The organism is Bradyrhizobium sp. ORS 278 (assembly GCF_000026145.1).
In the GTDB taxonomy this organism is placed as follows: domain Bacteria; phylum Pseudomonadota; class Alphaproteobacteria; order Rhizobiales; family Xanthobacteraceae; genus Bradyrhizobium.
On sequence record NC_009445.1, the window covers coordinates 3,308,860 to 3,333,805 of the forward strand.

Genomic DNA, 24,946 nt, shown 5'->3' on the forward strand with positions numbered 1-24,946 from the left:
TGGATTGGTGGTTGCATTGAGGGTCGTCGGAGCGAGCCGACCGCCGTGGTGTAGCCCGGATGAGCGCAGCGATATCCGGGTTCGTCGCGAAAGCGCGTGTGACCCCGGATGTCGCTGCGCTCATCCGGGCTACGAAGTGCAAGCCCCCGCTCAGGCCTCCTCCTTGCCCACGCCGTCGGCCACCGCCTTGGCGGCCCGCACCATGGTCACGCCGTGCTCGGCGAGCAGGCGTGCGGCCGGGCTGCGGGTTTCCGGGAACAGCGCGAGCAGCGTGTTGGCGCCGGTGACGAGCGGGTAGCCGACCTCCTGGGCGGCGAGCGCGGCGCGGTCGTTGACGCGTCGGAACGCATCGGTCGGCTGCGCGATGTCGTCATCCTCGGTGGCGAGATGGCTGAGCTCCGTGTCCACATAAAGCCGTGTCTTGGTCCGCAACTGCGCCAGGCTCGCGCGGCAGCTTCGCATCACGGCTGCGGCGCTGTCGTCGTCGAGCAACGCCAGCAGCAGATGCTCGAGCGTGGCATGGCGATGCCGGCGGTCGCGCGCGTTTGCGATCGCACGCTGCCGTGTCGCCTGCAGCGCCGACGACAGCGGTCGCGCCGTCACATCGAGCAGCGTCTCGACCAGCTCCAGGCGCTTGACCGGATCGAGCACCGCCAGCAGCTCGTATTTGTGCGCGAGCGGCAGCAGCACCAGCGCGGCGATGAGGTCGGCGACGCGGCCGGGGTGGCGGCCCTCGCCGAACGGCGGCCAGCCGTCGGGCAGGCGGATGTTGCGGATCGCGGCGTAGCGCTCGAAGCGCGTGACGGCGCGCAGGATGAGATCCGGCGCATCGGCCGCGCTGTCCTCGCTGATGTCGGAGATTTCGGCTTGGTAGGCGCTGGCGTCGCTGCTGAACGCCCTGACCCGGACGCGCCTGATGATGCGGACCTGCACCTTCAGCGTGCCGTCGGGCAGCGGCGTGAGCTCGATCAGGTCGGCGCGCAGCCCGATCTCATGCAGATCAGCCAGGCTGGGCTCGTCCACCGCTTGCTGCTTCTGCAGCGCGATCACGACATCGCTCTGTTTCGTAAAGGCGTCGTTGAGCGCATTGATCGTCTTGGCGCGCCCGACGAACAGCGGGTGGGTGGCGCCTGGAAACGGGACGAAGTCGCGCAGCGGAAGGGCCGGACGCCGCTGTATCTCGGCCTGAATGACCGGCGGCCGCGTCAGCTTGGCGCCGTCAGCGGCCTTGATCAGCGCGGACAGTGTGTTCCAGTCGGCCAGGCCGAACATCCGTGAGACCAGCTCCAGGCTGTGGCTATGGCTGATGGTGATGGATTGGGTGGTCAGGCACTCGCGCAGTGTCTGTGCCATGACCTTGGCATCGCGAAAATCGCGCATCGCTTGATCCTCTGCAGGAGCGAACCAGGCATGTCAGGTGGCTGCGTTGCTGACCCGGTCGCTCGGGCAAAGGGGGAGGCCAAGAAGGCTCGATACGTTCACCATTCCCTGGGAAGGGCGCAACCGGCAGGTCGTATCAACCTACCGGCAGGTTGACGCAGGCTGATGCGGCTGTCAATCGTCGATCGGGTGGGAAAGAGCTGCGGCCTGCCCGCGATGCGTTGTCTCGGCCGGGCTTTCGAGTCTTGGGGGGGCATCATGACCATCGTCACCGAACGTCTCACCTTGCGCGAATGGCGCGATGAGGATCGCGCGCCGTTTGCGGCGATGTCGGTCGATCCAGCCGTGATGCGGTATCTGCGGGCGCTGCCGGCGCGACAGGACAGCGACCGGTGGATCGATTTTCAGATCGCGCATCAGGCCGAGCACGGCTTCGGCTTCTGGGTGGTCGAAGACCGCGCCACCGGCGCCTTCCTCGGCGCCACCGGATTGTTCAAGGTCTTCTTCGACGCCCCGTTCACGCCGGCGGTCGAGATTGGCTGGCGGCTCGCGCGACCGGCCTGGGGGCGGGGGATTGCAACGGAGGCGGCGCGCGCGTCGCTCGCCATCGGCTTCGATCAGTTCGCTCTCGACGAGATCATCGCCTACGCCGCGCCAGCCAATGCGGCCTCGCAGAATGTCATGCGCAAGCTCGGCATGATCCGGGACGAAGCCTCTGACTTCGATCATCCGCGCGTCGAAGCCGACAGCCCGCTGCGCCGGCAGGTGATGTACCGGCTGCCGCGCGAGGTATGGGCCGCAAGCGAGATGCGGTAGGGTGGGCAATGCGGCCGCCGCGGGCGGCAGCGTGCCCACCGTCGCGAGGCACACTCCGCGGCTGGGTGGTGGGCACGGCGCTATGGCGAGGGCCCGTGAGGAGAGAGCACGGCATCGCCTTTGCCCACGCTACGGCTTCCACACCTTCTCCTCGCTGAACCCCAGCTCGGCGAAATCCTTCGCCCGCAGGCCGGCATCATCGGCCGGGAAGAATTCATCCAGCTGCGGCGGCTTCACGGATGTTGCCGACAGCATCGCATGGGCCTGGCCGCGGTGGTGGATGTCGTGCTGGAACAGGTGCAGCAGCAGGCGGTCGCAGCGCTCGTTCTGGACGCGGGTCTCGCGGTTGATGCGCACGGTCTCGTCGAGCCGGGCCGGCGTCAGCGTCTCGCAGAAGTCGATCAGGCGGCGATCCATGGCGCCCTGCGCTCGCACCAGATCGGACAGTCGCGGGAACGGAACCTCGTTCTGCCAGGCCATCGGGCCGAGCCAGCCGCCCTCCAGCGCGTCGATATAGAACAGGTCGATGATGTAGATGTGGTTGAGCGTCTTCTGCAGGCTCGGGAAGAAGCCGGTGCGCTCGGCGGCGAACTCCGCGGCGCCGAGTTGGCCGCAAGCGGTCAAGAGCCGGTGATTGGCCCAGGCATTGTTATACGCGAAAGCACGAAACGTCTGGACGAGATCGGCGGGCATTGCGTCTGGTCACCCCGTGATGGCTCGTGTCCTATCATACGGAACGGACCGCGCGCTTCACCACCGATTTCCGCACTTCCGCGCGCATCATCCCCATCCGCGTGACGGAACTCTGCCACAATCGGTCGCGGTGCATCGGCTGGCCTCCTCTGCAACAAGTCGAGATGTCGCACGACACCCCCCTGATCGCGACCATTGTCGCCGGCCTCGGATTGGCCTTCGTGTTCGGAGCGCAGGCGCAGCGCGATCCCGGTGACTCGATTGACGGAGCACTCCATTATCATCGGCTATGGCCGCGTCGGCCGCCTGGTCGGCGAGGCGCTGCAGCAGCGCGGTCAAGCGTTCCTCGCAGTGGAGACCTCCGAGGATATCCTGAAGCAGTTGAAGGACGCCGGCATCGAGTCCATCAGCGGCAATGCCGCCCGCAGCAACGTGCTACGCGCGACCAATCCAACGGCCGCGCATGCGCTCGTCATCGTCAATTCCGAAGCCTTCGAGGCCGGCCAGATCGTGCCCCCAACCCGGCGCTGCACATCGTGGCGCGCGCGCATTCGGACGCCGAGGTCGGGCATCTGACATCGCTCGGCGCGGATATGGTCATCATGGGCGAGCGCGAGATCGCCCGCGGCATGATCGAGGAGCTGGACACACGGCCACCTGATCGGGCGCCGGAGCGAACTCCGGAGCGGATTTCGACCTGACGTCATCTCATTGTCATGTTCCCCGTGAGCATTCCGGTGTCGCGGGACGATCATCTGCACGGCAGCGAGCTCATTCCGTGCTTGCAGGCGGGCTGTGCACGCTTCTACACTAAATAGCCTCCGCATTGGAGCGGGAGATCCTGTGCCATGTCCCACGAGACGCATTCGGATCCTTATCTTCGTTACTATCCAGCCATTGAGCAGCCGCGGCCTGACGAGGCCGAAATGATCCGCGCCATCGTGGCGTCTGTCGAGCGCACAAGCGCCACTACCTTTGCCACTTACAAACATGGGCTCCGGCAGCAGCACGCAAAGGGCGTCGGCTATCTGCGCGGCGAGCTCACCGTCTATGAGGACCTTCCGAGTCATCTGCGCCAGGGCTTGTTCGCGCAACCCACGCGCTATCCCGTGATCGTGCGATTCTCGACGGCATTGGGCGCGATCAAGAGCGATCGGATCCGGGTGCCGCGCGGCTTCGCGATCAAGGTGCTGGGCGTGAGCGGCGCCAAGGCACTCGCCGACGACGACACCACCAGCCAGGACCTTCTGCTCGTCAATCATCCGAGCTATATCGCCGACGCGCGCAGCTACTTGGAGGCGCAGCGCAAATTCGAGCGTACCAAAAGTCTCCCCGACCTCGCTGTCCGGGCCGTTGGCCTCGTCTCGCGCGTGCTGCTCGAGCTATCAACACTCGTCCGCCTGCCGTTGCCAATCATCATCAAGGCGCTCGGCGATCCCGGACATCATATTCTTGGCGAGACGTTTCACACCGAGGGCGCGATCCGCTTCGGGGATTTTGTGGCGCGGCTGCGGGCTGTTCCGGTTTCACCCGCGCTTCGTCGTCTCACGGGGCAGCCCAGTCACGACGGCGACGATGTGGTGCGGCAATCCGTCGTCTCGTTCTTCCGGACGGAGCCTGCCGAGTACGAGCTGCAGGCACAGCTTTGCACCGACCTGCGGCACACCCCGATCGAGGACTCCTCAATCGACTGGCCTGAAGACTTCGCGCCACCGCAGCCGATCGCCAATATCAGGCTTCCGGCGCAGGTTGCTGACAGTCCCGCCCGCCGCGCCTATGTCGACGACGTGCTCTCGTTCGACCCGTGGCGCTGCCTGGCCGCCCATCAGCCGCTCGGCTCTGTCATGCGGATGCGTCGCGACGTCTATCGAACCTCGCGAGTCCTGCGCCAGCAGCAGAATGCGGCGCTCGGCCTCGCGCCACCCAATCCGACGGAGCCGCGCGACATCGCGGAGCTGCCCGACTGAGATGTTCAGTCGATCCGGGTCGTGAGCGCAAAGAACGGCGCGGCCCGCAGCGGATCGTCGGGTGCTAGCGAGTGTGCCAGCAGAGCCACCATATCATTTGCGCGCCTGCGCCACGCCGGCGCGCGCTGGACGTCGCCCGCGCGATCGAAGACCTCCGCTATGGTCGTGTAGACGCGCCGCGCCGCGAAGGGCGCGTGCACGCGACGGAGCGCCTTTATGGCCTCGCTCAGATGTTTCCGCGCTGTAGCGGTGTCATCTCTGCCCAGACACAGACGGGCCGCTGCATCGCAGGCGAGCGCGAGAAACGGGAGATCGGGGGCTGCGGCGACGAACGCATGCAGATTGGCGCTGGCTTGACTTGCTTTTTCGAGCTCTCCGCAGACCAGCCAATAGTTGAAAACGTTCAGGAGATGATGTGGTACGATCGCCGACTCCATCGGAATGCCTTGAACGGCGAGCCTCTCCTCGATCATAACGAGGTGGCTGCGCGCGGCTACTAGATCGCCACGCCCGAGATGTGTCCGGACCAGCAGTGACCGGCCTATGAAAAAGCTGAAGGGATTAGCCTCGGCCTGGGGCGTCAGTCCGATGTCGGCAAGCTCGGCCGCGCGCTCGAATTGCTCTACCTCGGCGTAGAGCCAGCCCAGCGTCAAGTGGCACAGCGCGACGGCTTGCAGGTTTTGGTTGCGTTCCGCGGCGCTCAGCGCGACCGAGACGGTTTGCTGCAGGCCGCCCCATTCGCCTTGGTAGAGCATGGCGAATGCCTCGACCGTGGTGTAGAGCGTGAAGACGTAGATGTCACCGATCTCGCGCAGCAGTGCCTTGCCCTTTTCGGCGACGCGCCGGCAAGCCGGATAATCGGCGCGCAGCAGTTCGACCACGATCTCCATCGAATAGCGCCGCATGCGCATGTTGAGATCGGACGAATCCCCGATGACCTCGGACGCCTCCCGGCAGAATTCGGCGTCATTCGCGGACCAGCCGAACAGCATCATGCGGAGATTGGCCGCGTTGCCCTGAACCAACGCGCCGAACGCCGGATCGCCGATGGCACGGCAGCGTTCCAGTGCCTGCTCGGCGAACGGCAGACACCGACGCGGATCGATGTAGAGGAAGAAGCGGCTGAGATCGACCAGTGCATTGACCTCGTCCTGGATCAGCCCGCCCGCGGCTGCAGCTGCAGCAATCGCGTGAAGATCTGCAATCGAACGGGCGAAGTCGCCGCCGGCGCGCCAGGCCCAGGCTCTTTGGCGCAGAAGCTTGAGCTGGATGTCGGTGCGCTGCTCCTTCGCCAGGTATGGCACGAGTTCGAGGGCGCGCGTGAGATAGGCCGCCGCCTCCTGCGGGCTGAAGCGGCGCGCGGCGTTTTCCGCTGCCAGCGTCAGATAGCTGACGGCCTTGGCGAAGCGGCGGCCGATTTCGAAATGCAGCGCCAGCGCCGCAGCGATCTCTCGCGTGTGAGAACCGTAGCCTTGCTCCAGGCCGTCACCCAGGCGTGAGTGGGTGTCGGCACGGCGAGCCGGCGGCAGTCGCCGGTACAGCGCCTCCTGATAGAGCGCATGCTGGAAGGCGTACTGTCCGGAGATGGCGCCATTCGGCCATTCTGTCACGCCGGAAGCGAAGATGACGCCGCCGACGCGCGCCAACTGCTCGCAGCGCTGCTCGATCTCCAGTACCGGACGATCAAGCGCGCCCGCAAGGTGGAGCGCCGAGAACTCCGCTCCGGCGGCACTGGCCGCTTCCAGCAGACTGCGTTCCTCCGGTCCGAACTGTTCGATTTGGCGCGTGATCATGCTCTGCAGATCGCGTGGCATCGCCTCGCGCGCGGCCGCATCGGATTGCTCCAGGCGCCAATGGCCGTTACTCTCGACCAGGATGCCCGCGCCGACGAGATGATCGACCAGCGAGACGACGAACAACGGCTGTCCGTTGGTCCGCTTGAAGATGCGTTTGCACAGATCCTCCGCAAGCGCCGGCGAATTGAAGCGCAAGGTGAGATAGTGCTCGGTCTCGCTCTGTGACAGCCGGTCGAGCGGCAGCTCGATGCACCGACCGCGGATCTGCAGGTCGGCGTGGACGGAGCGGATCGGATGATTGCCGGTCTCCACCTCGTTCGGCCGATAGGTAGCGAGCACCAGGATGGCGGCGCGATGATCCCGCCGCGCCAGCCGCGACAAGACGTCGACCGTGCCGAAATCGCTCCAGTGCAGATCCTCCAGAATGATCACCCATGTGCGCTTCGCGCTGAGGTGCTCCATGAGATCGGCAAATTCGAGTAGCATCCGCTCACGCGTGGCACCGAAGATGTCGTGCTGAAATCCCGTCCGCTCGTCATCCCCGAGCAGACCAGGCACCTGCGCGAGCCAGGTCGGTGCGCGAGTCCGGAGCGACTTGACCAGACCGGCGCCGTCGGTGCGGCGGGAGTGCTCGTGAAGCGCCTCGATCAGCGGCAGGAAGGCCTCCCGGGCGCCGAACATTTCGTTGCATGCGCATCGAAGCACCGAGATGCCATCGGCCTGGAAGTGCTCCTCTGCCATCTGAAGCAACGTGGTCTTGCCAATGCCCGCCTCGCCGGTAATGAACACCACTTGGCGTTGGCCTTCGTCCGCCTTCTGCATGGCCAATTGGAGTGTCTGCAACGCGGCGTCGCGTCCGACCCGCCAGCCACGATGGCGGTCGGCCGCTTCACCCTGCGGCTTCAGTCCGCTATCGCGCGCCGGGTCAGCAAGGTGATGAGCTATCTCCACAGCAGCGATGAAGCGGTAGCCGCGCCGCGGCACCGTCTCGATGTAGCGCGGCGACTGCTTATTATCATCGAGTGCCGTTCGTAGCGCATTGATAGTCACCGAGAGGCTGGATTCGCTGACGTGGACATCGGACCACACAGCGTTGAGTAGCTCCTCCTTGGTGACGAGCTCGCCAGCACGTTCAACGAGGTGGACGAGCACGCCAAAGGGCTTCGGTGCGAGCAGGATGCGCTCGCCGCTGCGCCGAAGCAGGGCGTTTTGCTGATCGAGCTGGAACGGGCCGAAAACGAACGTTTTCTGGGTCACGTCATAAGCTCCTTTCTGAGCGGATCTTAAGGGAAAGCTCAGCCAAATGTAAGGAGCTCCTAAGGACTCGCGAGCCCTCGCGAATTAGCATTGTTTTGCGATGATCGCGGAGTGTTCGCTCGCGAGAGCGCCAATTCAATGATTGGGCGAGTTCTCGAATCCTAACAAGGGAGATCGAAAATGCGCGTTGCCAAGATTGCAAGACACGAATTTTTACCGGCTGCACCGTCAACATTACGAGACTATGACGGGCGTATCATCGTGGGCTCTGCCGTTTACGGCTTGCTGATGTTGGCGGCAATTTACTTCACCTTGTCATCGACCGGCACGACCGCGGCCGACATCGAGCTCGCGGCGATGGGGTTCATGCCTTGAGCGAACAGCAGCTGCGGCTCGTCTGCTGGTGCCTTGCCGCATCGGTCATTTTGGCAGTCGGCATCTGGTCATTGTTAGGAGCGCCGCCGCCGGACGCAGGTAGTATCTGGCGTGCGTTGGCGCAGGCTCCCGAGCATTGACCGCATTTACCGCTGAATGTTTTCGGAAAGAGGAGGGCAGACGCATGATCCCGCTCCATGGCCGTATCGTCTGTGCCGGCATGCTAACCGGTCTTGTGATGACACGCGCGATGACATCGGTCGCAGCCGCCGAGCGGCCCTGCTACGAAACGCTGGGCTTTCCGATGTCGCCGCATCAGCTGGCGGCCTTGGGTCCGGCGAACGCCGCGCAAAGCCTGACGTGCCTGCCGCTGCTGGATACAGCCTCTCCGCACCAGTTTGCGGTGCTGACACCACGCCGACCCTCTGAACGGGATCCGGCACCTGTGAGCACGGTGGGATCGGTTGGCATGGGGCTGACCGTAACCCGCGATGACTGAACGGCAAGGTCTACTGCGCGCTGCTGCGACCTGCTGAATCGGAATATTGGGCCGCGGGGACGACGCCATTGACCTTTGGAGGTCACGATGAACGACATCGAACACCATCGATCGCACGGTCCGCTGATCGATCCGGACGAATGCCGCGGGTCTGCCGAACGGATGAGGCGCGAAATGGTCACGTCCTTCGCGATTTGCGTTTTGCAGGGCATGATGCGTGGAGTGGCGAAAGCCGGCGCCAAAGCGAGCCGCACCGCCGGACGCTTGCTGTTTTGGTTCGGCGGACACGGGCCGGTGCTGCTGGTTGCGGCGCTGGCTTTCGGCGTCCTCGTTCCGCCGCTTGGCGATTTCGGCTATCACCTGTTGCCCGTCTCGGCTTTCCTGTTGACCCTAGGCTCGTTCCTGACCGCCGGACTTGCACCGGCGGAGGTCCCGGTTGCGCGATGGCTGCTCGCCATCGTGCTCGTATGGGTCGGCGTCGGCCTGCCACTTGCGGCCGCAGGCGTGCTGTCGGCCGTGACGCTCGATCCGGCGCTGCGCGCGGGCGTGCTGCTGTCTCTGCTCGCGCCGCCCGTTGGCAGTGCGGCCGCAATCGCCGCGATGCTCGGATTGCAGCCGCGGCTGGCGCTGATCGTGTCGATCACGCTGACCTTGGCGTCGCCTGTAACGATACCGGCGTTCGCGACCATCCTCGGGCTCGGTATCGGTTTCAACGTCGGCTGGCTCGCGATCCGATTGCTGACCATCATTGGCTGCGCAGCATTGCTGGCAATGGTGGCGCTCAGATTCCGGCGGTGGACAGCGGGTCTGCTGCCGGATGGCCAGGCGGCGACGGGTGCTGCCGTCATCGGACTGGTGATCGTCGGTCTTGCGACCTCGAAGGGCGTCGCGAGCCAATGGCACAGCGATCCTTATCGCTTTGTCGAAATGCTTGGAGCCGCGATTGCGATCAATTTCGCATTCTGTCTGGTTGCGATGCTCGCGTTTCGCCGTCTCGGCATCCGTCTTGCCGCCACGATCGGTCTCGTCAGCGGCAATCGCAACGTGACCTTGGCTTGGGCCGCCGCGAGCTTCGGATTGCCGGCCGTGACTGAGGGGTATGTTGCCGCCTGCGTGGTTCCAGTGCTGGCCTTGCCGCTGCTCATCAAGCAGACGTTTGCGCTTGGGGCGCGCTTATCGCGCTGGAACGCGTCCGTGACAGGCTGGCGGGTTCGAGGACGGCCCTCCGCTTGAATTCCATTCACCGCACCAGATGCGTGATCGACAGGTGGCAACGATTCGCACCTTTGCCTGACCGACAGATTTCTCCAGGCGATGACGAAATAAATCTTTCGTTTTTCCGAAAAATATGCTTCACTCTCCGTCATCCTGCTTCGCCACGAGGGGCGCTTCGCGATCGTCACGAACGTTGAGGCAGGGAGGCGGTGGCCGCGACATGTCGCAGCGTAGCTTGTCTGCGCGGACGAACGGCATGGCGCGGACGTCAAGTCGCGTGGTCCCGGCATCCCGATGCTGATGCCAAGTTCGCGACGATGCTTGCGCATCGCGCGGATGACGGTGGCCAAAAGCCGGTGCACCGAGGAGAGCGCGAAGTACACGTGAAAACCATCGCGCAGGGAAGGCCGGGTCGGTCCGGCTGAACCTGTGGTTCTCTCCCCGTGCTTTTCTTTCGCACGGGGGCCGCGGGTGCCAGTCGGCACTCGGCCTTCCCTGCGCCCTCTGTTTGGAGGAGGGCGGTAACGATCAGCACAGCTCGGACAGATCCTGTCGCGAGGCCGGTGATGCTTGCGCGCTTATCGAATGCAGATCATGCCTTCGTCGGGAGGCATTCCGTCGAACGCCACCGGGAATGCGTAGCCCGGGTGAGCGGAGCGACACCCGGGTTCATCGCAACAGCTCGTGTGAACCCGGATGTCGCTTCCACCTTCGCCTTGCAGGCTTCGGCGGACAAGCCGCTCATCCGGGCTACGAGGGGTCTTTCGACTAACTCACTCCGGCATCATCTCGCCAGAGCCGCCGAACTCCGCCGGAAAGTCCTTCAGCTTCGGCAGGCCGTCCTTGATCGGCAGCACGCTCTCCGCGTAGTTGACGTGCACGCCGGGGGTGAATTTCAGCGTCGGAATTGTCGCGGCATAGACGTCGATCATGCCGAGCGGCGGATGGTCCGTCATCAGGTGCCCGCCGCACTTGGTGCAATATTTGCGGTGGCTCATGTCGGTCTTGTGATAGGTTCCGATCGCCTCCGCGCCCTTGGTCACGCGCACGTTCGACGGCTTCCACAGCGTGAAGGCGTTGACCGGCCCCGCCGACCACGAGCGGCAGGAGGAGCAGTGGCAATAGCCCATCGCCTCCGGCTCGCCATCGGCCTCGAGCTCGACCGTGCCGCAGAAGCATTTGCCCTGATAGAGCGTCATGACAGCGTTCTCCCTGACTGTTTTTCGATGTTGGACGACCATGCTGGCACAGTTGCACGGCCAAAGGGAATCCAAGAATAGAGCTACCGGCCTGGAACATCTGGTGCGGCGCAGCGGCGAGCTACGGAAGATCCCGATCCGGTCGCCGGTCGCAACCCTCATGGTGAGGAGCGCCGAAGGCGCGGCTCGAACCATGAGGCCACAGGTGCGGCCTCACCCTTCGAGACGCCCGCCTGCGCCGGGCTCCTCGGGGTGAGGGTCGACAGCATTTCCCGGGATGCCACTGATGTCGGCACAATCATCGTTCTCAAGGCGGAGGGTGAGGACCACGCGGCCGGTTGCCTCGAAATTCCGCGCGGCGGCCACGCGCATGGCTCCATACGCGCAGCGCCGCTTGCTCCAGAACCCTCGGTGCCGTTAGCTCTCCCCACAACAACGTACAAGGGAGCCAGCGCCGCGATGGGACCGCTTGCGGGCATCAAGGTCATCGACATGACCACCGTGCTGATGGGGCCGTATGCCGCCCAGACGCTCGGCGACTACGGCGCCGACGTCATCAAGGTGGAATCGCCCGAAGGCGACGTCACCCGCAAGATCGGCCCGTGGCGCCATCCCGGCATGGGGCCGGTGACCCTCAACACCAACCGGAGCAAACGCGTCATCTGTCTCGATCTCAAGAAGCCGGCCGGGCGCGATGCGGTGCTGCGCATGGCTGCGGATGCCGACGTGCTGCTCTACAACATCCGTCCGCAGGCGATGGCGCGGCTGAACCTCGGTTACGAGGTCGTCTCCGCGCTCAATCCGCGGCTGATCTATGCCGGCGTGTTCGGCTTCGGCCAGGACGGGCCCTATGCGGCGAAGCCCGCCTATGACGACCTGATCCAGGGCGGGGCGGCGCTGTCACACCTGATGGCGGTCGCCGGCGACGGCACGCCGCGCTATGTGCCGAACGCGCTGGTCGACCGCATCGTCGGGCTGACCGCCGTCGGCGCGATCTGCGCCAGCCTGGTGCATCGCGACCGCACCGGCCGCGGCCAGCGGCTGGATGTGCCGATGTTCGAGACCATGTCGGCCTTCATCATGGGCGACCACATGGGCGGCCTCACCTACGAGCCGCCGCTCGACCGCGGCGGCTACGCCCGGCATCTGTCGCAGGACCGCCGGCCGTACAAGACCGCCGATGGCCACATCTGCGTCATCGTCTACAACGACAAGCAATGGGACGCATTCTTCGCCGCATCCGGCCGCACCGACCTGCGCGCCGACGACCGCTTCAACAGCTTCGCTCGTCGCGCCGCCAACATCGACGTCGTCTATGCCGAACTGGCGCGAATCTTCGCCACGCGCACCACCGCGGAATGGACCGCGCTGCTCGACGAGGCCGACATCCCGGTCATGCCGATGCACGATCTCGAAAGCCTGCTGCACGATCCGCACCTCGTCGCGACTGATTTCTTTCCCGTCGTAGAGCATCCGACCGAAGGCCCGATCCGCAGCACGCGGGTATCTGCGACCTGGTCAGAGACCAAGGCCGAGCCGCAGCATCTGGCGGGGCGGCCGAACGAGCATGGTCACGAGATCCTGCGCGAGCTCGGATTTTCGGCCGACGAGATCGCCGCGATGATCCGCGATGGCGCAACGATGCCGTCGCCTCCCAAGGAGTGATCCAATGGATTTCGCGCTCTCCGCCAATCAGGAATCCATCCGCGATGCCGTCGCGAAAATCTGCGCGCGGTTCGACGACGCCTATTGGCTGAAGAAGGACAAGGAGGGCGGCTTTCCGGCCGACTTCCACAAGGCCATGGCCGACGCCGGCTGGCTCGGCATCTGCATTCCGGAGGAATATGGCGGCTCAGGCCTCGGCATTCTCGATGCCGCGATCATGATGCGCACGATCGCGGAGTCGGGCGCCGGAATGTCCGGCGCCTCCGCGATCCACATGAATGTGTTCGGGCTTAATCCGGTCGTCGTGTTCGGCACCAAGGAGCAGCGCGCGCGGATGCTGCCCGGCATCGTCGACGGCAGCGAGAAGGCGTGCTTCGCGGTGACCGAGCCGAACACCGGACTCAACACCACGCAATTGAAGACCCGCGCGGTGCGCAAGGGCGACCGCTACGTCGTCAATGGGCAGAAGGTGTGGATCTCCACAGCGCAGGTCGCCGAAAAAATCCTGCTGCTGGCGCGCACCACGCCGCTCGAGGAGGTGAAGCGCCCGACCCACGGGCTCAGCCTGTTCTACACCGATTTCGATCGCAGCCGCATCAAGGTGCACGAGATCGAGAAGATGGGCCGCAAGCCGGTCGATTCCAACGAGCTGTTCTTCGAGGACTTCGAAATTCCCGTCGAGGATCGACTGGGCGAGGAGGGGCGGGGCTTCGACTACATCCTGCACGGCATGAACCCCGAGCGGATCCTGATCGCCGCCGAGGCCGTCGGCCTCGGCCATCTCGCGCTGTTGCGCGCCTCGGCCTATGCGCGGACGCGCAACGTGTTCAACCGCCCGATCGGCCAGAACCAGGGCGTCCAGCATCCCCTGGCCAAGAACTGGATGGAGCTCGAGGCAGCCTGGCTCATGGTGCTGCAGGCCGGCTGGCAATACGACCAGGGCATGGCCTGCGGCCCGGCCGCCAACGCCGCAAAATTTCTCGCGGCAGAGGCCGGCTTCCACGCCTGCGAGCAGGCGGTGATGACCCACGGTGGCTTCGGCTATGCGCGCGAGTATCACGTCGAACGTTACCTGCGCGAATCCTTGATCCCCCGCATCGCGCCGATCAGCCCGCAACTGATCCTGTCCTTCATCGCCGAGAAGGTGCTCGGCCTGCCGAAATCGTATTGAGATGTCGTCGTGAGATGAATTGCGCAGAAATGACGAACCACGCTGTAAGGGACGCACAACACCTGCATTCCCTCCCCCCTGTGGGGGAGGGGCAGGGAGTGGGGGACCCCAAAAGACTCTTCGTGCGGCCACCCGCACCTCCGCCTCCCTCCCCGCAAGGGCAGGGCTATCGCATATGAAGATCGCGGTTATTTGCTCGTCTCTCTCCACGTCGTCATGGCCGGGCTTGTCCCGGCCATCCACGTCGTCCGGCGCCCTGAGAACGGCGTGGATGCCCGGGACAAGCCCGGGCATGACGGAGTAACAAATGAGCAGGATCGTTCGCCGGTACGGCTCCGCATCGCCACATGCGATAGCCATGCCCGCAAGGGAGTGGGGAGCGCGGCGGTGCTCGAGGCTTCGTTCTCGCTTCATGGCAGGCTGCTTAGATTCCGCCACGTCATTCCGGGGCGCGACGACGTCTCGAGCCCGGAATCTCGAGATTGTTGTGCTCCATCATCCCACACCTCGAGATTTCCGGTTCATCGCTGCGCGACGCCCCGGAATGACGGCGAAGGGTGTAGTGCCATGACGTACATCACCGGCACCGGTCTCACCTCGTTCGGCCGCCATGACGGCCGTTCCTCGCTCGATCTCATGAGCGTGGCGGCGCAGCTTGCGCTCGACGACGCCGAACTGACGCGCCGCGACATCGACGGCATCCTCTGCGGCTACTCCACCGTATCGCCGCACATCATGCTCGCGACCGTGTTCGCCGAACATTTCGGCATCACGCCATCCTATGCCCATGCCGTGCAGGTCGGCGGCGCCACCGGGCTCGCTATGGTGATGCTCGCACATCACCTCGTCGAGGCCGGCGTGGTCAGACACATGCTCGTCGTCGCCGGCGAGAACCGCCTGACCGGGCAGAGCCGCGACGCCTCGATCCAGGCCCTGGCGCAGGTCGGCAATCCCGACTACGAACTGCCGCTGGGACCGACGATCCCCGCTTATTACGGTCTCGTCGCCTCGCGCTACATGCACGAGCATGGCGTGACCGAACAGGATCTCGCCGAGTTCGCCGTGCTGATGCGCAGGCATGCGCACGATCATCCCGGGGCCCAATTTCACGAGCGCATCACGGTCGCCGACGTCATGGCCTCCAAGCCGGTGGCGAAGCCATTGAAGCTGCTCGACTGCTGCCCGGTCTCCGACGGCGGCGCTGCGATCATCGTCAGCCGCGAGCCGACCGCGGGGACCGCGGTGCGGGTGCGCGGCTGCGCCCAGGCCCATACCCACCAGCACGTAACCGCGGCGCCGGCTCTGAGCGGGCTCGGCGCCGAGATCGCGATCAGGCAGGCAAAGGCGGCCGCCAGCGTTGCGATCTCCGACGTCCGCTATGCGGCGGTTTATGACAGCTTCACCATCACGCTCTGCATGCTGCTCGAAGACCTCGGCCTCGCGGGTCGAGGGGAAGCGGCGGCGCAAGTGCGGGACGGCCATTTCAGCCGGGATGGCGCGGTACCCCTCAACACCCATGGCGGCCTGTTGAGCTACGGCCATTGTGGTGTCGGCGGCGCGATGGCGCATCTCAACGAGGCACATCTGCAGATGACGGGGCGGGCCGGAGCCCGTCAGGTGCGCGATGCCGCGCTGACGCTGCTGCATGGCGACGGCGGCGTGCTGTCCTCGCATGTCAGCATGTTCTGGGAGCGGGAGCGATGAACGAATCAGCCGACTGGACGAAGGGCGCCGCGGCGACCGGCTATCAACGCTGCGCGTGCTGCGCCCATGTGCAGTACTTCAGGCGCGATTTCTGCGCGGCCTGCGGCTCGCTTGCCCTGACGAATCACACGGCAAGCGGCGAGGGCACCATCTACGCGACATCGCTGGTGTGCCGTGCCGCGACGCCGGAGACGCGCGCGCATGTGCCCTACAACATCGTGCTGGTGGATATGCGCGAGGGCTTTCGCATGATGGCGCATGGCGAGCAGGATCTCGCCATCGGCGACGTCGTCGAGGCGCGATTCGTCGACTTCGCGGGCGGCCTGGTGCCTCACTTTGGAAAGCGGAAATGACGTCGAGCAGCCGAACTACGGGAAAACAGACGAATGCGGGTGACCGAGGCGGGACGATACGCACAACACAGTCGTCCCGACCCGGATCGCCGCGCGATTGACGCCATACTCTACGCTACGCTTACTAACTCAAACGCAACTCAACTCGGTCGTTCGCGTGAGCAATCGAGCCCACAATCCCACCTACGGGCGATGAAGCAACTGCGACGCAGAACCTCCAGACAGCCCTTCATCGCCCGTAGAACAGGACGCTGGCGATGACGATCATCGACGTCACGGCCAGCATGTGCGCGAGTGCCTCCGATGTTGCCCTCTTAGTGGCTTCCTTCATGCCGTTTCCTCCCTGGACTGGACACGACTTCCCGTCGCGCAAATACACACGCAACGGACGGCTGGAATTTCACTCGGAACACCCCACTCGATGTCCGCTTCGCGAGTCCCCACTCGGCGTTCATCGACGGTTCAGAACATCGTCGGGTAATGCGGCGCGAATTGGGCTTGCTTATGGTTGTCCTGCGACCGACTTCCGGTAACGTTTGGGCGAAGCCGTACAAATACGAGTGATGAGTATAACGACCGAAGGCTATTAGCTGCCGCGAACACAACCTTAGATTTTAAAATGATTCGACGATATATGACGTTGTGATGACAATCTCAATCAGCAGCCAGCAGATTCAGCCGCGCATTGGCGATCGTCAGGCGCTCCGCCAGCAGCTGCGCGAGGTTGCGCATGATCCGCTCGCCGGCGCGCGGATGCCGCGCCCGGAAACGCTCGAAATCATCCAGCGCGATCTCGAACGCTGTCGCCGAGAAGTCGGCCGTCACGTCGGCAGATCTTGCCGACTCGAGCAAGGCCATTTCGCCGAAGCATTGCCCCGCCGTCAGCGTGGCCAGCCGGATGCCGTCGGGCAGGGTGACATGGACCACGCCGGAGCGCAGGAAGAACAGCGAGCTCGCTGCCTCTCCCGCGGACAGGATGCGCTCGCTCTGCTGATAGTGCCGGATCGTGGCCAGCGCGGCCAGTTCGTGGCGCTCGTCGGCGGAGAGGCCGGCCAGCAGCGGCTGCTCGGCAAGCTCGGTGGTTTCGAGGAAGTCGATCGCGCCGCCGTAGCGATAGACGATCTGGTCCTCGGCCCATTCGATCGCAGTGTCGAGCAGATAGAAGTCGCGCACGTTGCGGATGTCGCCGGTGCGCGCCGTGATCTCCTGCCATTCCGGCGAGGTCCGGCGGAGGCCGGAGAGCACGACGGTGACGTGGAAATCTGCGAGCTCGTGAAACAGCTCGGCCAGCAGACGCAGGCCGGCTGGCGTCATCGCGGTGACGCGGTGCAGATCGAAGATCACGAATTGCGGGCGCTCGCCCGCGGCCAGCTGGCGCGAGACGTAGTCGACATTCGAGAGCGACAGCGTACCGACCAACTCTAGCACGCGCACGGCGTCGGGGTGCGCGGCGAGGATCTCGCGCTCCTGGGTGCGGCGGCTGCGCCGCGACGGACTGGCGCCGATGTCGTAATCGGCGATGATCGTGGTCCGCGCGTCGTCCGAGCGATTCAGCATGTGCAGGCCGTAATGCGCCGACAGCGCCTCGCAGACCTTGATGCCGCGCGCGCTGTTGCCATGGCCATCAAGCCGCGGCGAGTAGCTGCCGAGCCCGAGCCGCGCCGGCAGGCTCGCCAGTATGCCGCCGCCGACGCCGCTCTTGGCCGGAATGCCGACGCGATAGATCCATTCGCCCGCAAAGTCATACATGCCCGACGAGGTCATGACCGAGAGCGTGCGGGACACCGCATAGGGCGTCACGACCTGCTCGCCGGTCACTGGATTGACGCCGCGATTGGCGAGCGTCGCCGCCATGATGGCGCAATCGCGCGCCGTGACGAGCACGGCGCATTGCCGGAAGTACACCGCGAGCACGTCGTCGACCGGCTCGCTGATGACCCCGGACGTCCGCAGCAGATAGGCGATGGCGCGGTTGCGGTCGCCGGTCGCCGCTTCCGAGGCGAATACGGCGTCGTCGACATCGAGCTTGCGGCCGGCGAAGCGGCCAAGCGCGTCGCGGATGGTCTCGAACGCGTCGGCGTGCCGGGCCCCGCGCACGAGGCCGCTGCAGGCGATCGCGCCGGCATTGACCATCGCATTGAACGGATGATTGTCGGCATTGAGCCGGATCGAATTGAAGGGATCGCCGGAAGGCTCGACGCCGATCACGCGCTCGACGGCGTCGGAGCCGAGAATGTCGAGCGCGAGCGCGAAGACGAACGGCTTCGACATCGACTGGATCGTGAACGGCACGCGGCTGTCGCCGACCTCGTAGACATGGCCGTCGAGCGTGGCGAGGCTGATGCCGAAATGCGCGGGGTCCGCCTTGCCCAGCTCGGGAATGTAGTTCGCGACCGCGCCGTCATGATCGGGCCAGAAGTCGGCGTGGCAGGCCGAGAGGAAGCGCTGCAGCGGAGGCATTGCGGCGGAGGCCCAGTGCTGCGGATTGCGATGTGGGCGCGGAGTGTCGGTGGTCATGGGGGACTCGATGCGGCACGGATGGCGCCGGTTATGTCGCAGCCCCGTCGGAGCAGCCAGCCCACACTTGGTGCAGGGCTGGTCAATTGTTGCCGCTGCTCAGGGACTGAGCGGCGTCGGGCACGAGGCCGGGCGCGACTCGCCGGCATCTCCCCGGCCTGCCGCCCGTGGCTCCATGCGGTGCTGCAACACCGTCCCCGAGCGTGCGGATCGGGATGCCCTCCCGAATTGCGCTGAGAGGTCGAGTCTTGTGCCAACACGCTGAAGAACGGCGGGTTTTAGAAACGCTCTTGTGTTGTGGGAGAAAAAGGCCTGGGCTAGCTTGTTCTGTAAGCGGAATTTAATTCCGCATCATGGAATTGAGTGGAACGCGCATGGGACGACGGTCTGAGCGATTGAGCAGGGTGGGCATGCTGCCGGGGGATCTCGCTGGCGAGGGCGAGGTCATTCAGGTGGTGTCGCGAGCGTTCGACGTGCTTCGCTGCTTCGAGGGGCACGATTCGCGGCTCGGCAATCTCGAAATTTCCAACCGCTGCGGGCTGCCGCGGTCGACCGTGTCGCGGCTGACGCACACGCTGACGCGGATGGGACAACTGGTCTATCTGCCACGCGATCAGAAGTATCGCATCGGTCCGAGCGCAGTCGCGATGAGCACCTCGATGACCAGGGGCTTGCAGCTGCGCAACCTGATCCGGCAGCGCCTGCAGGACGTCGCGGAGCAGCTGCCTGGCACGGTCGGCTTCGTCATTCCGGATCAGTTTCATCTGGTCTATCTGGAGTTCGGCCGCGCCGCGAACGCGCTCGGCCTGCACGAGACCACCGGCAGCCGCATCTCGATGGCGTCGACGGCGGCGGGGCACGCTTATGTCGCCGCGCTGGAGCCGGAGGTCGGCGATGCGCTGCTCGCCGAGATGGAGCGCGAGATGCCGGATGCGGCGAATCTGTTGCGGCCGCGGCTGGAGCACAACAGGCAGTTCCTGAAGGAGCATGGCTACGTCGTGGCCTGCGGCCTGTGGAGCCCGCATATCAACGGCCTCGCGCTGCCGGTGTGGTCGCCGCAGTACCAGACCAATGTCGTGCTCACCATCGGGCTGTTGTCGGCGATGTATGACGAGCAGCGTCTGCACGACGAGGTGGCGCAGCCGATGCGCGAGCTCGGCCGCAACATTTCTGCCCTGTTGCAGGGCGCGGAAGCCGACGTCTTCAACAGCCGGATGGAGAGAAAGCCGCTGCAGGTGACGACGAAGACCAATCATAAGAAGACCATCACCGGGGCAGGGGGAACGAATGAGTTGGCAGCCGGAGCTCGAGGAATTGGCCCGGCGCGAGGCCTTCGCGCGGGAGATGGGCGGGCCTGACAAGGTCAAGCGTCAGCACGACCAGGGCCGCCTCACCGTCCGCGAGCGGATCGACGGCGTCGTCGATCCCGGCAGCTTCCACGAGATCGGCGCCGTCGCCGGTCTCGGTGAGTATGACGAGCAGGGCGAGCTCAAGCATGTCACGCCCGCGAACTGCGTGTTCGGCCGCGCCCGCATCGACGGCCGCACCGTCGTCGTGGTCGGCGACGATTTCACCGTGCGCGGCGGCTCGGCCGATGCGTCGATCGCGGCCAAGCCGCTGATGGCGGAGGAGATGGCGCACGACTTCCGTCTGCCCATCATCCGCATCATCGAGGGCTCCGGCGGCGGCGGCTCGGTCAAGACCATCGAGACCAAGGGCGCGGCCAACCTGCCCGGCGGCATCGGCGGCAATCGCTGGTACCGCTACACGACCGAGAACATGTCGCTGGTGCCGGTAATCGGCCTCGGTCTCGGCTCGGTGGCAGGCCTCGGCGCTGCGCGGCTCGCGGCAAGCCACTACTCGGTCATGACCCGGCAGTCGGCGATGTTCGTCGCCGGTCCGCCGGTTGTGAAGCGGCTCGGCCAGGACCTCGGCAAGATGGAGCTCGGCGGCGCCGATATCCAGACCAAGGCGGGCGGCGTCGACCATGCCGTCGACACCGAAGCGGAAGCCTTCGCCTGCGCGCGCCGCTTCCTGTCCTATCTGCCATCCTCGGTCTACGACCTACCGCCAACCTTGCCGTGCACCGATGATCCGCAGCGCAGTGACGAGTTGTTGATCAGCGCGGTGCCGCGCGATCGTCGCCGCGTCTACAAGATGCGGCCGATCATCGAATCCGTCGTCGACAGCGGCTCGTTCTTCGAGGTGGCGCAGAACTACGGCCGCCCGCTCATCGTCGGCCTCGCCCGGCTCGAAGGCCGCGCGGTGATGGTGCTGGCGAGCGATCCCTATCACTTCGGTGGCTCGTGGACGGCAGATGCCTGCCAGAAGGTGATCCGCTGGGTCGACTTCGCCGAGACCTTCCATCTGCCGATCGTCTATCTGATGGACTGTCCCGGCTTCATGGTCGGCCTCGAGGCCGAGAAGGCGGCGACCATCCGCCATGGCGTGCGCGCGATGGCGGCGGTCAACCAGTCGACGGTGCCGTGGTGCACGGTGATCGTGCGCAACTCGTTCGGTGTCGCCGGCGTCGTGCATCAGCCGGCGGACCGGTTCTCGATCCGCTACGCCTGGCCGTCGGCCTATTGGGGCTCGCTGCCGCTCGAAGGCGGCATCGAGGCGGCGTATCGTGCCGAGATCGATGCGGCTCCGGATCCGAAGGCCAAGCTGAAGGAAATCGAGGAGCGGCTGAACAAGCTGCGCTCGCCGTTCCGCTCGGCCGAGAAGTTCTGGGTCGAGGAGATCATCGACCCGCGCAAGACGCGCGCGCTGCTCTGCGAGTTCGCGCGTCTTGCCGAGCCGTTGCGGACGCCGGGACCGCCGGCCGCGATGACAACGCGGCCGTAGTGAGTGTTACGCCGCGGCGGGCTTTGCCTGCCGCGCGATGGCGAGCGCGAGGAGCGCTGCGATGATGCAGAGCGCGCCGGCGGTGAAGAACGCCGGCAGATAGCTCTGCAGCAAGGTGCGCGACAGGCCGGCGCCGAAGGCGGCGGTGCCGGCGCCGAGCTGATGTCCGGCGAACACCCAGCCGAACACCAGGTTGGCGCGCTCCGGCCCGAAGCGCTGCGCCGTCAGCCGCACCGTCGGCGGCACGGTCGCGATCCAGTCGAGGCCGTAGAACATCGCGAACAGCGACAGGCCGTAGAACGAGAAGTCGGTGAACGGAAGGAAGAGGAGAGAGAGACCGCGCAGTCCGTAGTACCAGAACAGCAGCCAGCGATTGTCGTACCGGTCCGACAGCCAGCCCGACACGATGGTGCCGACGAAGTCGAACATGCCCATCGCGGCGAGCAGGCTCGCGGCCTGGACCTGCGGGATACCGAAATCGAGGCACATCGGGATCAGATGCACCTGGACGAGGCCGTTGGTCGACGCGCCGCAGATGAAGAAGGTCGCGAACAGCATCCAGAACACTGGCACCCGTACCGCATCTCGTAAGGTGCCGAGCGCGGCGGCGAGGATCGGGGTAGTGACGGGCGGGGGCGCTGCGATGGGCTCGGTCCCCGTGTCTCCGAACGGGCGCAGGCCGAGATCGCTTGGGCGGTCGCGCATCAAGAGCAGCACGGCGGTGGCGGAGACGCCGAGCGTGACGCAGACGAGCGCGAGCGCCGTACGCCAGCCGAGCCGCTCGGTCAGACTCGCGAGCAGCGGCAGGAACACCAGCTGTCCGGTGGCCACGCTGGCGGTGAGAATGCCGACCACGAGGCCGCGCCGTGCCACGAACCAGCGCGTGGCGATGGTCGCGCCCAGTACCAGCGCGGTCATGCCGGTGCCGATTCCGATCACGACGCCCCACAGCAGCACGAGATGCCAGACCTGCGTCATCGCCAGCGACGCCAGCAGCGCCGACACCACGATCAGCTGCGCCAGCAGCGTTATGTTGCGCAGGCCGTATCGGTTGAGCAGGGCCGCCGCGAACGGCGCCATCAGCCCGAACAGCACGAAGCGGATCGACAGCGCCGAGGAGATCTCGGCTGTGCTCCAGCCGAATTCCTGTTGCAACGGCACGATGAACACCCCGGGCGCGCCCACCGTCCCGGCGGACACGAGAGCCGCGAAGAAGGTCACGGCGACCATGACCCAGCCGTAGTGGATGTTGCGCCGAGCCAGGGTGGCTGCGAGTTGGTTCGAGATCATCGAGTTCGTCCGATTGGAGAGGCCTTGCTCATCCTGCCAGAATGAGCGTTCGACATGAATGCCAATGTTCCCTCGTTTCTGGACATCACGGCCGCTCCAGTGCGATCGCCGTGGCCTCGCCACCGCCGATGCATAGCGAGGCGACACCGCGCCTCAGACCACGTGTCTGCATCGCGTGCAGCAACGTCACGATCAGCCGGGCGCCGGTGGCGCCGATGGGGTGGCCCAGCGCGCAGGCGCCGCCATTGACGTTCAGCCGTTCGCGGGGAATGCCGAGGTCGCGTTGGGCGGCCATGGCGACCACGGCGAACGCCTCGTTGATCTCGAACAGGTCGACGTCCTCGACCCGCCAACCGACCTTGTCGAGCAGCTTGCGGATCGCCGGAATCGGCGCCGTCGTGAACCATTGCGGCTCCTGACTGTGCGTCGCGTGTCCCTTGATCTCGGCGATCACCGGGAGGCCGTCGCGTTCGGTGCGCGTTCGCGTCGCAAGCACGAGCGCCGCAGCGCCGTCGGCATTGGCGGAGGACGCCGCCGGCGTGATGGTGCCGTCCTTGCGGAATGCCGCCTTCAGCGCCGGGATTTTGGCTGGATCGACCTTGAGTGGATGCTCGTCGTTCGTCACCACCCGCGGACCAGATTTTTCCGTCAGCGTGATCGGCACGATCTCGGCCGCGAACGCGCCGCTTTCGACCGCCTTTCGGGCGCGCGTCAGCGTTTCGATGGCGTAGGCGTCCTGGTCGGCGCGCGTGAACTGATAGGCTTCGGCCGTGGCCTCGCCGAAGTCCCCCATCGAGCGGCCGGTGTCATAGGCGTCCTCCAGCCCGTCCAACATCATGTGATCGAAAATACGATCGTGACCGGCGCGGTAGCCGCCGCGCGCCTTTGCGAGCAGATAGGGCGCATTGCTCATGCTTTCCATGCCGCCGGACACGACGATGTCGGCGGAGCCGGCGCGGATGATGTCGTGCGCCAGCATCGTCGCCTTCATCCCGGAGCCGCAGACCTTGTTGATCGTGGTGGCGCCCGTCGCGTCGGGCAGCCCGGCGCCGCGCGCAGCCTGTCGGGCCGGGGCCTGGCCCTGGCCCGCCGGCAGCACGTTGCCCATGAAGACCTCTCCGACTGTCTCGGGGGCGAGAGCCGCCCGCTCGAGCGCCGATTTGATCGCGTGAGCCCCGAGCTCATGCGCGCGCAGCGGCGACAATTCGCCCATGAAGCGGCCGAGCGGCGTGCGCGCAGCGGACAGGATCATGACGGGATCGAACGAGGCCATGACAGGCTCCCTGAGTAAAGATGATGATCATCATATAATGAGAGCCCGGAAAAGCAAACGGTCGTTCTCGTGCACTTTGTGGTGACGGCGCGCGCGAGACTGCCGGAAGCTGAGGTCGAAAACTTGGAAAAATTTGCGGCTCTAGCGCTTGCGATCGATGAAATGCTGCATCAGCCGCCTGGGCTCGTCGGTCAGGAACGCGCGGCCGAAGGCTCCGATCGAAACCGCGATCGATTCCTTCAGCGGCAGCTCCTCCCATTGCCGTAGCAAGGCCTTCTGCAGCCGGAGCGCATCCGGCCCGCAGGCGAGGAGTGATTCGATCGTGCGTTCGACCGCAGCGTCGAGCGCGCCTTCCGCGGCCACCCAATCGACCAGACCCCAGGCCAGCGCCGTCGGCGCATCGATGGTTTCGGCTGTCATCAGCAGCCAGCGCGTGCGGCCCCAGCCGATCAGCCGCGGCAGCAGCGCGGCATGAATGACCGAGGGGATTCCGACGCGCACCTCGGGCATGCCGAACTTGGCGTCATGAGCCGCGATGCGGATATCGCAGGCGGCCGCGACCTCCAGGCCGCCACCAAGGCACCAGCCCGGCATCCGCGCGATCACCGGAGCAGGAAAATTCCTCACCGCTTCGCACAGCCCGGCCAACCGCGAGATGAAGACTTCCGCCGACATCTGGTCGAGCGAGGCCATCTCGCGGATATCGGCACCGCCAATCATGCTGCGTTCGCTCTCGCCGGCAAGGACCACTGCGCGAATACCGGGATCGGATGCAAGCGATTGCAAGCCGGTCTGAACGTCGAGAATCGCGGCAGAGCCGAGAATGTTGAGCTTGCCGGCGTTGCAGATCGTCAGCCGCACGACGCCGCGGCTGTCACGGTCGACGCCGCAGTGGGGATTGAGCATGTCCATGGTCGCCTCCTCATGAG

20 protein-coding genes are annotated in these 24,946 nt (G+C 65.5%); 12 read left to right on the forward strand and 8 right to left on the reverse strand.

From position 1 onward, the window contains the following. Window positions 1-150 precede the first annotated feature (150 nt). Window positions 151-1,380, reverse strand: coding sequence for an LON peptidase substrate-binding domain-containing protein (locus BRADO_RS14590; RefSeq protein ID WP_011926081.1), 1,230 nt, complete (start codon window positions 1,378-1,380; stop codon window positions 151-153). Between the two features lie 258 nt (window positions 1,381-1,638). Between BRADO_RS14590 and BRADO_RS14595 the strand changes: the two genes are divergently transcribed. Beyond that, on the forward strand, window positions 1,639-2,196 hold the full coding sequence (locus BRADO_RS14595; protein ID WP_041757502.1) for a GNAT family N-acetyltransferase: 558 nt from the start codon (window positions 1,639-1,641) through the stop codon (window positions 2,194-2,196). A gap of 129 nt (window positions 2,197-2,325) precedes the next feature. Here BRADO_RS14595 and BRADO_RS14600 read toward each other — a convergent pair whose 3' ends face one another. Then, a complete protein-coding gene (locus BRADO_RS14600; protein WP_041756505.1) occupies window positions 2,326-2,889 on the reverse strand; it encodes a DinB family protein in 564 nt (187 codons plus the stop codon). A gap of 261 nt (window positions 2,890-3,150) precedes the next feature. On the opposite strand from BRADO_RS14600, the gene BRADO_RS14605 reads away from it, so the two are divergent. Together BRADO_RS14605 and BRADO_RS14610 are read left to right on the forward strand one after the other, a co-directional pair. Next, window positions 3,151-3,465: an NAD-binding protein gene (locus BRADO_RS14605; protein ID WP_041756506.1), complete on the forward strand. Its 315-nt coding sequence runs from the start codon at window positions 3,151-3,153 to the stop codon at window positions 3,463-3,465. 350 nt (window positions 3,466-3,815) lie between these two features. Continuing rightward, window positions 3,816-4,856 (forward strand): catalase family protein, encoded by a 1,041-nt coding sequence (locus BRADO_RS14610; RefSeq protein ID WP_244423038.1) that lies wholly within the window; start codon window positions 3,816-3,818, stop codon window positions 4,854-4,856. Between the two features lie 5 nt (window positions 4,857-4,861). On the opposite strand, the gene BRADO_RS14615 is transcribed toward BRADO_RS14610, so the two are convergent. Continuing rightward, window positions 4,862-7,909 carry an AAA family ATPase gene (locus BRADO_RS14615; protein ID WP_011926085.1) on the reverse strand — a complete coding sequence of 1,016 codons (3,048 nt, stop codon included), beginning with the start codon at window positions 7,907-7,909 and terminating at the stop codon, window positions 4,862-4,864. Window positions 7,910-8,089: 180 nt separating this feature from the next. Here BRADO_RS14615 and BRADO_RS34995 point away from each other — a divergent pair, with 180 nt between their 5' ends. The 3 genes from BRADO_RS34995 (at window position 8,090) to BRADO_RS14620 (ending at window position 10,016) form a co-directional block, all read left to right on the forward strand. After that, window positions 8,090-8,284, forward strand: a complete 195-nt coding sequence (locus BRADO_RS34995) for a hypothetical protein (RefSeq protein ID WP_157872563.1) — start codon at window positions 8,090-8,092, stop codon at window positions 8,282-8,284. 184 nt (window positions 8,285-8,468) lie between these two features. Further along, the gene (locus BRADO_RS35000; protein WP_011926086.1) at window positions 8,469-8,783 is read left to right on the forward strand and encodes a hypothetical protein; all 315 of its coding nucleotides are present in this window, start codon (window positions 8,469-8,471) and stop codon (window positions 8,781-8,783) included. Between the two features lie 87 nt (window positions 8,784-8,870). Further along, on the forward strand, window positions 8,871-10,016 hold the full coding sequence (locus tag BRADO_RS14620; protein ID WP_197535381.1) for a hypothetical protein: 1,146 nt from the start codon (window positions 8,871-8,873) through the stop codon (window positions 10,014-10,016). 755 nt (window positions 10,017-10,771) lie between these two features. Here the strand turns inward: BRADO_RS14620 and BRADO_RS14625 are convergent. Continuing rightward, on the reverse strand, window positions 10,772-11,197 hold the full coding sequence (locus BRADO_RS14625; RefSeq protein ID WP_011926088.1) for a GFA family protein: 426 nt from the start codon (window positions 11,195-11,197) through the stop codon (window positions 10,772-10,774). A gap of 459 nt (window positions 11,198-11,656) precedes the next feature. Here BRADO_RS14625 and BRADO_RS14630 point away from each other — a divergent pair, with 459 nt between their 5' ends. The 4 genes from BRADO_RS14630 to BRADO_RS14645 all read left to right on the forward strand — a co-directional run bounded on the left by BRADO_RS14630 (window position 11,657) and on the right by BRADO_RS14645 (window position 16,090). Beyond that, window positions 11,657-12,862 carry a CaiB/BaiF CoA-transferase family protein gene (locus BRADO_RS14630; protein ID WP_011926089.1) on the forward strand — a complete coding sequence of 402 codons (1,206 nt, stop codon included), beginning with the start codon at window positions 11,657-11,659 and terminating at the stop codon, window positions 12,860-12,862. Window positions 12,863-12,866: 4 nt separating this feature from the next. Beyond that, complete coding sequence (locus BRADO_RS14635) at window positions 12,867-14,033, forward strand: acyl-CoA dehydrogenase family protein (protein ID WP_011926090.1); 1,167 nt, start codon at window positions 12,867-12,869, stop codon at window positions 14,031-14,033. A gap of 567 nt (window positions 14,034-14,600) precedes the next feature. Next, on the forward strand, window positions 14,601-15,737 hold the full coding sequence (locus tag BRADO_RS14640) for a thiolase family protein (RefSeq protein WP_011926091.1): 1,137 nt from the start codon (window positions 14,601-14,603) through the stop codon (window positions 15,735-15,737). After that, entirely contained in the window at window positions 15,734-16,090 is a 357-nt protein-coding gene (locus tag BRADO_RS14645) for a Zn-ribbon domain-containing OB-fold protein (RefSeq protein ID WP_011926092.1), read from the forward strand. The genes BRADO_RS14640 and BRADO_RS14645 overlap by 4 nt, the downstream gene beginning before the upstream one ends. 654 nt (window positions 16,091-16,744) lie before the next feature. Here BRADO_RS14645 and glsA read toward each other — a convergent pair. Further along, window positions 16,745-18,607: a glutaminase A gene (gene glsA / locus BRADO_RS14650; protein WP_011926093.1), complete on the reverse strand. Its 1,863-nt coding sequence runs from the start codon at window positions 18,605-18,607 to the stop codon at window positions 16,745-16,747. Between the two features lie 374 nt (window positions 18,608-18,981). Here glsA and BRADO_RS14655 point away from each other — a divergent pair, with 374 nt between their 5' ends. Both BRADO_RS14655 and BRADO_RS14660 read left to right on the forward strand, forming a co-directional pair. Next, on the forward strand, window positions 18,982-19,965 hold the full coding sequence (locus BRADO_RS14655) for an IclR family transcriptional regulator (protein ID WP_011926094.1): 984 nt from the start codon (window positions 18,982-18,984) through the stop codon (window positions 19,963-19,965). Then, window positions 19,895-21,454 (forward strand): acyl-CoA carboxylase subunit beta, encoded by a 1,560-nt coding sequence (locus tag BRADO_RS14660; RefSeq protein WP_011926095.1) that lies wholly within the window; start codon window positions 19,895-19,897, stop codon window positions 21,452-21,454. Before BRADO_RS14655 ends, BRADO_RS14660 begins: the two co-directional genes overlap by 71 nt. A gap of 6 nt (window positions 21,455-21,460) precedes the next feature. On the opposite strand, the gene BRADO_RS14665 is transcribed toward BRADO_RS14660, so the two are convergent. The 3 genes from BRADO_RS14665 to BRADO_RS14675 form a co-directional block, all read right to left on the reverse strand. Then, entirely contained in the window at window positions 21,461-22,744 is a 1,284-nt protein-coding gene (locus tag BRADO_RS14665; RefSeq protein WP_011926096.1) for an MFS transporter, read from the reverse strand. A gap of 85 nt (window positions 22,745-22,829) precedes the next feature. Next, entirely contained in the window at window positions 22,830-24,017 is a 1,188-nt protein-coding gene (locus tag BRADO_RS14670; RefSeq protein ID WP_011926097.1) for an acetyl-CoA C-acyltransferase, read from the reverse strand. A gap of 141 nt (window positions 24,018-24,158) precedes the next feature. Then, the gene (locus tag BRADO_RS14675) at window positions 24,159-24,929 is read right to left on the reverse strand and encodes an enoyl-CoA hydratase (protein WP_011926098.1); all 771 of its coding nucleotides are present in this window, start codon (window positions 24,927-24,929) and stop codon (window positions 24,159-24,161) included. Between the last annotated feature and the right edge of the window lie 17 nt (window positions 24,930-24,946).

What these genes read in the sequence shown, in the direction of transcription:
- BRADO_RS14630 (WP_011926089.1), top strand. Translation starts at nt 11,657, where the DNA reads ATGGGACCGCTTGCGGGCATCAAGGTCATCGACATGACCACCGTGCTG.
- BRADO_RS14625 (WP_011926088.1), bottom strand. Translation starts at nt 11,197, where the DNA reads ATGACGCTCTATCAGGGCAAATGCTTCTGCGGCACGGTCGAGCTCGAG.
- BRADO_RS14600 (WP_041756505.1), bottom strand. Translation starts at nt 2,889, where the DNA reads ATGCCCGCCGATCTCGTCCAGACGTTTCGTGCTTTCGCGTATAACAAT.
- BRADO_RS14645 (WP_011926092.1), top strand. Translation starts at nt 15,734, where the DNA reads ATGAACGAATCAGCCGACTGGACGAAGGGCGCCGCGGCGACCGGCTAT.
- BRADO_RS14675 (WP_011926098.1), bottom strand. Translation starts at nt 24,929, where the DNA reads ATGGACATGCTCAATCCCCACTGCGGCGTCGACCGTGACAGCCGCGGC.
- BRADO_RS14610 (WP_244423038.1), top strand. Translation starts at nt 3,816, where the DNA reads ATGATCCGCGCCATCGTGGCGTCTGTCGAGCGCACAAGCGCCACTACC.
- BRADO_RS14590 (WP_011926081.1), bottom strand. Translation starts at nt 1,380, where the DNA reads ATGCGCGATTTTCGCGATGCCAAGGTCATGGCACAGACACTGCGCGAG.
- BRADO_RS35000 (WP_011926086.1), top strand. Translation starts at nt 8,469, where the DNA reads ATGATCCCGCTCCATGGCCGTATCGTCTGTGCCGGCATGCTAACCGGT.
- BRADO_RS14635 (WP_011926090.1), top strand. Translation starts at nt 12,867, where the DNA reads ATGGATTTCGCGCTCTCCGCCAATCAGGAATCCATCCGCGATGCCGTC.
- BRADO_RS34995 (WP_157872563.1), top strand. Translation starts at nt 8,090, where the DNA reads ATGCGCGTTGCCAAGATTGCAAGACACGAATTTTTACCGGCTGCACCG.
- BRADO_RS14670 (WP_011926097.1), bottom strand. Translation starts at nt 24,017, where the DNA reads ATGGCCTCGTTCGATCCCGTCATGATCCTGTCCGCTGCGCGCACGCCG.
- BRADO_RS14640 (WP_011926091.1), top strand. Translation starts at nt 14,601, where the DNA reads ATGACGTACATCACCGGCACCGGTCTCACCTCGTTCGGCCGCCATGAC.
- BRADO_RS14620 (WP_197535381.1), top strand. Translation starts at nt 8,871, where the DNA reads ATGAACGACATCGAACACCATCGATCGCACGGTCCGCTGATCGATCCG.
- BRADO_RS14665 (WP_011926096.1), bottom strand. Translation starts at nt 22,744, where the DNA reads ATGATCTCGAACCAACTCGCAGCCACCCTGGCTCGGCGCAACATCCAC.
- BRADO_RS14660 (WP_011926095.1), top strand. Translation starts at nt 19,895, where the DNA reads ATGAGTTGGCAGCCGGAGCTCGAGGAATTGGCCCGGCGCGAGGCCTTC.
- glsA (WP_011926093.1), bottom strand. Translation starts at nt 18,607, where the DNA reads ATGACCACCGACACTCCGCGCCCACATCGCAATCCGCAGCACTGGGCC.
- BRADO_RS14595 (WP_041757502.1), top strand. Translation starts at nt 1,639, where the DNA reads ATGACCATCGTCACCGAACGTCTCACCTTGCGCGAATGGCGCGATGAG.
- BRADO_RS14655 (WP_011926094.1), top strand. Translation starts at nt 18,982, where the DNA reads ATGGGACGACGGTCTGAGCGATTGAGCAGGGTGGGCATGCTGCCGGGG.